The following is a 6,807-nucleotide window of genomic DNA, read 5'->3' as shown; positions in this document are numbered from 1 at the left end:
CAGCAAGTGGCAGTCAACCGGGGCAAGGTATGCCCAAGTGACTGCCACGAATTTTGCGGGTGATCGGTTCATGGTGACAACGGTCAGGAGCGGACGGTTGCTGCCGCTGTTGTTAGAAGCTCGTCCAGCTTCTCAGCGGCTTCCTGTTGAAGCGTTGGAAACAGGTGCGAATAGCGATCTAACGTTATCATTATTGATGAGTGCCCAAGCCGCTCACTAACAGCTTTCGGATGTATTCCTGCTTTGAGCAGTAAACTCGCATGGGTGTGCCGGAGATCGTGAAGCCTGATCTTGGGTAGTCCAGACTTCCGGAGTAAGTCCAGCCACCGCGCTTCCAAGAAGTAAGGGCTGACCGGGTAACCGTTTCGCGTCTGGACAACCAAGCCATGATCGTTGTACTCCGTCCCGTTCTTCTCGGCCTTCTTCCGGTCTTCTTCAAGCACGAGGTGATGTTTCTTGAGAGCTTCGACCGTCTGCTGCGGCAAAACGATTGTTCGGATACCAGCAGCGGTCTTTGGCTCTTGCATGATATGACCGACAACGCCGCGAGTATATGACCTCCGGACCGATAGCTTCCCTGCTGTCAGGTCAATGTCCTCCCACTTCACTCCAAGAACCTCGCCACGTCGCATACCTGTTGTCGCCGCTAGCAAAAAGATGATGTGATATCGGCTGTTCTTCGTAAAATCCAAAAACTGCATCAATTCCTCGTCCGTCCAAGTCTTCGTTTCACTCTTAGGTATCTGTGGCGGCTTCACCAATCGAGCAACATTCTTGACTAATAGCTCCCACTTAACAGCAGTCTCTAGTGCATCGTGCAAGACCTTATGGACGTGGTTGATCGTTTGCGGAGACAATCGCTTTTCGCCGCTTCCAAGCCGCTCGTACATGCTGACTAAATGTTGCGGCGACAGGTTTACCATTTTGATCTGACCAAGCTGCGGGATGATATGGTAATTGACCAGCCACCGATATGTCTTATATGTACCGGGACGGATATTCATCTGCTTCTGTGCCAGCCACGACGTGAAGAATGTTGCTACGTCATCCTTGGTCGGCTCGATATATGTATCGGTATTTAACTCGTGGAGCACCTTCTGGAGTGCCTTCTCCGCATCGGCTTTGGATTCGTAGCCTCCCTTGCTCTTTTGCCGACGCTTGCCTTCGCTGTTCTTGCCCATTTCAACCACCCACGACCACTTGTTACCGCGCTTTGATACACAACCTCTCATCTTTCTACCTCCTACGTATACTCAATTTTGGCCGCAAAAAAGAGCCTTCCGCTTCGTGAAAAGCGAAAAGGCTCATATCTTTTGGCTACGGTTCTTGTTGGCTCACCTAAGCGGTTACCAACAACCGTTTGGGTCAGAGCTAGGCAACCCTTGTTTTTCCGTTACGATGTTTGCCACACTCTCAGGCTGTGGCTGGGTTCAAACCCAAGCGGCTACCCTATCTTGCAGCGGTAACCGAACCCAAACGGTCCACCCCTAAGACCAGTAAAACACGCAAATAATCCAGTCGTCAATTATTGGTCAACAAAGGTCAAAACAGACGGGATATCGCGAGGCACGGCGCGGGCGCTTCTGCCGAAGGGTCTTGCTCCCCTCCAAGCAGAGCGTGTAGAATGCCTTACCGACCCAAGCGGCTACCCTGCACCTAGAGCTACGTAGCTGTCGGTCGAGTTGAGCCTCGGGGAGTGAAGCCTATAGACCCGCCCGACACAGAAAAGAGAGACACCAGATCTAGGAATCGGTTGCCTCTCTCATGTACCGCTTAACCTTAATGTTTTATACCGTCATTTTACAACAGCACCCAGCGGCAAGCAATCTGTTGGAGACGCTAATAAACGAAGGAGAGGAATGTGCATGAACATAGAAGATTTGTTAGGAGAGGCTGAACAGGAACCAAATGAACCAATCGATACAACTACCGCAGAAGGATTCAAGAAGTATATCCTGGGGAACCACGATCTTTCGAGCAACACGATTAAACGCAGAATCTATTTGCTCCACGATGCAGACAAAATCCGTGAATTTACAGAAATCTATGCCGATGTCATGATAACCCGTACGGAGATTGACGAGTCAGCCAAAGAAACGTTCATGCAAAAGGTGATTGACGGCTACACCTTGACTTATAACGAAGGTCTCTATCCGGACAAAACTTACGGTCAGATGAAGCGATTATCCGATCAAGTCAAAAAGCAGTTAAAGCAGCCACCGCAAAAGTTGCTACCCAATGCTCAATCCGTCGTATCGGAACAAGCTGACGGTATGTATGCGATTCGTTCGAAAGGCATCGGCAGAATCACGAACTTTACAATCCGTCCGATATATATTGTCCTTTATGAAACGGAGACATTAGAGGAGCAGGTCACAACCGAAGGATTTGGCGTGTTCGAGATTATTAGCAAACATCGTGTAACAGGAAAAGAAGCTCGATCAACCGTAGAACTGCGATCCTATAACTTCTATACCGCTTCGAGTCTGCGCGAAACACTCCGAGAGAAGAAGGTGCACGGTGCTTTTGTTTATGGTTCCGATCAAGAGATTGGGCAACTTGGAGAGTACCTGTTCTTTGAAGCTGCTGCCATCGAGCGTACAGGCATAAACACAATAGGGATAAAGCGTTTGGATTTAGGTGAAGCCGTCGTCGTTACCCCACAGAAGGTATATAACAGTCACGGAGACGAGCAGCCTGATATGGTATATGTCCGTGATGAAGTCGTAAGCATCCCAGAGATTATGAAGCTTCAAGGACTAGGCTATGATGCGGAATCGTGGAAGCATGTTGTACTACCACTCTTCACCGAGAATGTTCTGTCGCTCCATAAGCGATCAACCATGATAACCATACTGGGCTGGCTTATGTCGTTACCTTTCGAGACGATTATTCGGATAGACGGGAACCTTGGCGGCTTTCCACATCTTGCGGTTAGCGGTGTAAACGGAGGAGGGAAAACAGGACTAATCAGTACATTGATGTCATACATTGGCTACGGAGCGAGTCCGGAGATCGCTAACTTCGGTACGCAATTCGCAAACAGTCAAGCGATAGGTACGAGCTATCATATCCCCGTCCCTTTTGATGAATTCCGGCCTCATGAATGGATACAGACGCAACGCAACTCGGTAGAACGTCTATTACGGGAGTCATATAATCGGGGGTATTCTTCAAAAGGACAAAAGGACTTAAGCACAAGAAGATTTGATTACCGGAACGCGATCATCTTTATTGGTCAGATGGGCACATCCGATCAAGCCATTGCCGAGCGCGTTGTCCCTGTCAGTGTGGATGTGAACTTCCTTAAGTCAAAGGGTTCAAAGGTAGCGAAAGAAACCTATCACCTACTCAACAACACAGAAGACAAGCGCTTTTGGACAGGCTATCTTCTTTGGTGCGCGAGACAGGATAAAGCCGACGTTCTAGCGGTATACGAGAAAAGCAAACAAATGATCGCAGCGAAGTACTCGCAATTAAAGGAACGTGAGATTGGTAACTACGCCGTTGTGTCGCTTGGTTTGTACTACTTCAAGAAGCTGGCTGATGAGTGTGGATTGAACTGCCATTATTCCGATGAAGAGATTTATGATGTCGTTGACACGATCACCGAGCATGCAGAGGTAACACTCGGAAACAAAGTTGATGAGCTTTGGCAGTTCCTTAACGATCTTGCGTACTGTGGGAACACCTACGGAAACAACAAGGGTAACGTATTCGGTATAGGTAAAACAGTTATGGTGTACCAGCCGACTCCCGACAAGAAAGACGTGTATGGCAAGGATGGCGAACGCAAAGCAGAGGTCCGTGGTCGGAAAGTTTTACTCATCAAGATCGCTGACGCAATCCAGACTCTCCATAGTATGGGCATCAAGAACAAGTACGATGAAAAGATGTTGATGCCGATCATAATGAGCTACTTCCAGAATGCTCAAACAAATGGCGGAGATGGACTGGTACTTGCTCCGCAAGGTTATCGCGTTGCTGGTGGGCGTTATACCGCGTTCAATTGGGAAGAAGTTAGGGAGATGTTCGACTTCGTTGAAGAACTACAGTCGGATGCCAATATCAAGCAAGAGGTAGAGAAACTGGCCAGAGGGCTGCATGGGGAAAGTGATTGTAATGATGATGACAAAGATATTCTGATAAATTAATACACACTTGCCGTCAAGTTGAAGTATGGAGACTTGGCGGCATTTTTGTGGTAAATTTATACTATGAATTAAGGCCTATAAGAAACCTACTTCAATTCAGAAAAAGGTTAGCTGAGCCCAAGGAGGGATATATGCGATTGAATCTAACTAATAATGTTTGGTGGTTCTTCTTTCCATTAAAGGGTTTGCTTTTGAAAGATACGATTAACAGTATCTCGAATCCTATATTCCATGATGCCACGATAATTTCAAGAGAGCAAATCGAAGAGATACTACCTATTTTGGATTCTAATAACAGCACAGAGAATGATTCAAACAATATAATATACCTATTTGAAGATGATTTTGATGTATATCTTGCAATAAAAAGAACCGGTATTATTCCTATTCCTGATGGAAGCAAGCCAGAGTTACTAAAGAATGCTGCAGCAAGAGCATATGAAATTTCAGCACTTTTAACCATTGTATATTTCGAGTGGAACGGGCACAAGGGGACTTGTGGGTTGTTAGAGCAACTGCATAGATATAATAAGACAATTATGGCATATAACTTCGAGAGTAAAGGATTTAATATTCATTTATCTGACCCTATTACTAACATAATAGAAACTCCTGAAGACTATTTAGAATTCACCCATAGTGAGATCACTGATTTACTAAACAGTGAACGATATGTTGAACTTTCTACCATAATCATTAACTATAGATATATTTCGTCGCAATTACGTAGTACAGTCATTCTGTCGGTATTGCGACTTTCTAGTGCAATTCATTCTCTAGATTATTCATCTCAAATACTTGGTTGTGTGACTGCTATTGAAATTCTTTTCTCAGAGCAGGGCGATGGTTTTGATCTGATTAAAAAAAGAGTACGTGCTCTTGTTGGACAAATGTACGATAGCCTTTCTGTTGAAGATGTATTTAATGCACGCCATTTATTTGTGCATAAAGGTACTAGCATTGATGACCAAAGTATAGCATTAAAGGCTATTAAATTAGCTATAGAAGTGCTAATTTACTACTCAAAATCTACACAAAAAGGAATTACATCAAAAAAGCAGATGTCTGAATATTTAGATGTTATCTATACTGCAAATAAATACGCTCTTAACTGGAATCATAATCTCCTAGAAAATTGAAATTATAGCAGATATTATATCAACTTAAAACATGGAGGGAAGCCATGCAAAACTATACGCAGTATATAGCAGATGTTAGCGATGATATTAACGCTTGCTTGGAAAATATGGGATGCCAGCCAATTCTGTTTATCGGATCTGGATTATCGAAGCGTTATTTTGATGGACCTAATTGGGAACAACTACTTATGAAAATGGCTGAATTGTGTCCCCTTATTGACAAGGAGTATGCTTATTATAAGCAAAGTAACGGATCAAATATTAAAATAGGCGAAGTCTTTTCTCAACTTTATAAGGAGTGGGCTTGGAGTACTGGTAAAGAAAATTTCCCAAGAGAACTATTTGATGCATCCAAATCATCTGATATTTACTTTAAACATAAAGTTAGAGAATTTATAGAATCTATTACTCCGCCTACCTTGCAGCATATAACAGAAAGTAAGTTAATCAATGAAATTGAATTGTTGCAACGTATACGTCCCCATACTGTTATTACAACAAACTACGATCAATTCTTGGAGAAAGTCTTTCCTGACTATGAACCTATTATTGGTCAAAAAATCCTTAAAACCAATCCTATGAGTATTGGTGAGGTATTTAAGATTCATGGTTGTATTACAGAACCTGAGAGCATGGTTTTGACACAAAATGATTATAATGAATTTATGAATAAAAAGAAATATTTAAGCGCCAAGCTACTAACTTATTTCGCAGAACACCCTTTATTATTTATTGGTTATAGCGCAGAAGACCCTAACATAAAGACCATTTTATCTGATATCGATGAAATTATTTCAAGTAACAACGAGCTAATACCAAATATATACATTCTCGAATGGTCACCTTCGGTATCCGATTCCCAATACCCGCAACGTGAAAAAATTATTTCTATTGATTCATATAGGAGTGTGCGTATTAAATCAATAACAAGTAATTCATTTAATTGGGTATTTGAGGCATTCGGGGCAAATGACTCTATTGAAAAAATAAATCCAAAAATCTTGCGTTCGTTACTTGCAAGAACGTATGAACTTGTGAGATATGATATTCCTAAAAGGACAATAGAGGTAGACTTTGAGTTTTTAGAAAAAGCTGTAGGGGAAGAAGGAGAGCTCGCAAAAATTTATGGAATTACTACTCTTACAAATCCAACTGCTTTAAATGCATCATTTCCCTACACTTTATCACAAGTTTCAAAACAACTGGGTTTTGAAGGATGGTACAGCGCTCACTCGCTATTAGAGAAAGTTAAGAGAGAGACGGGGCATAGCATTAAGACCAGCGATAATAGATATCATATAACTGTTAAAGTTGGTGATAGAATGACCACTCATAAATATTCAGAAGAAATGGTTGCTTTGTTGCGAAAAGTTATGAATAACGAAGAATATGTTGTGAACTTATAGCGCAGCAGCAACCGTCCGCTCCTGACCGTTGTCACCATGAACCGATCACCCGCAAAATTCGTGGCAGTCACTTGGGCATACCTTGCCCCGGTTGACTGCCACTTGCTG

At 43.2% G+C, this 6,807-nt stretch carries 4 protein-coding genes; 3 read left to right on the top strand and 1 reads right to left on the bottom strand.

The genetic code is table 11. The features are described from left to right. Positions 1-83 precede the first annotated feature (83 nt). Positions 84-1,232, bottom strand: coding sequence for a site-specific integrase (locus ACFFT4_RS26120; protein ID WP_378051951.1), 1,149 nt, complete (start codon positions 1,230-1,232; stop codon positions 84-86). 633 nt (positions 1,233-1,865) lie between these two features. On the opposite strand from ACFFT4_RS26120, the gene ACFFT4_RS26115 reads away from it, so the two are divergent. The 3 genes from ACFFT4_RS26115 to ACFFT4_RS26105 all read left to right on the top strand — a co-directional run bounded on the left by ACFFT4_RS26115 (position 1,866) and on the right by ACFFT4_RS26105 (position 6,699). Then, positions 1,866-4,154 (top strand): hypothetical protein, encoded by a 2,289-nt coding sequence (locus ACFFT4_RS26115; protein ID WP_378051950.1) that lies wholly within the window; start codon positions 1,866-1,868, stop codon positions 4,152-4,154. 137 nt (positions 4,155-4,291) lie between these two features. Then, a complete protein-coding gene (locus tag ACFFT4_RS26110; protein WP_378051949.1) occupies positions 4,292-5,293 on the top strand; it encodes a hypothetical protein in 1,002 nt (333 codons plus the stop codon). Positions 5,294-5,337: 44 nt separating this feature from the next. Beyond that, positions 5,338-6,699: an SIR2 family protein gene (locus tag ACFFT4_RS26105; protein WP_378051948.1), complete on the top strand. Its 1,362-nt coding sequence runs from the start codon at positions 5,338-5,340 to the stop codon at positions 6,697-6,699. The last annotated feature ends 108 nt before the right edge of the window (positions 6,700-6,807 follow it).

Source organism: Cohnella cellulosilytica (assembly GCF_042431195.1).
Taxonomy (GTDB): domain Bacteria; phylum Bacillota; class Bacilli; order Paenibacillales; family Paenibacillaceae; genus Cohnella; species Cohnella cellulosilytica.
Note: the sequence above shows the minus strand (reverse complement) of the source record. Positions and strands in the feature narration are given on the sequence as shown.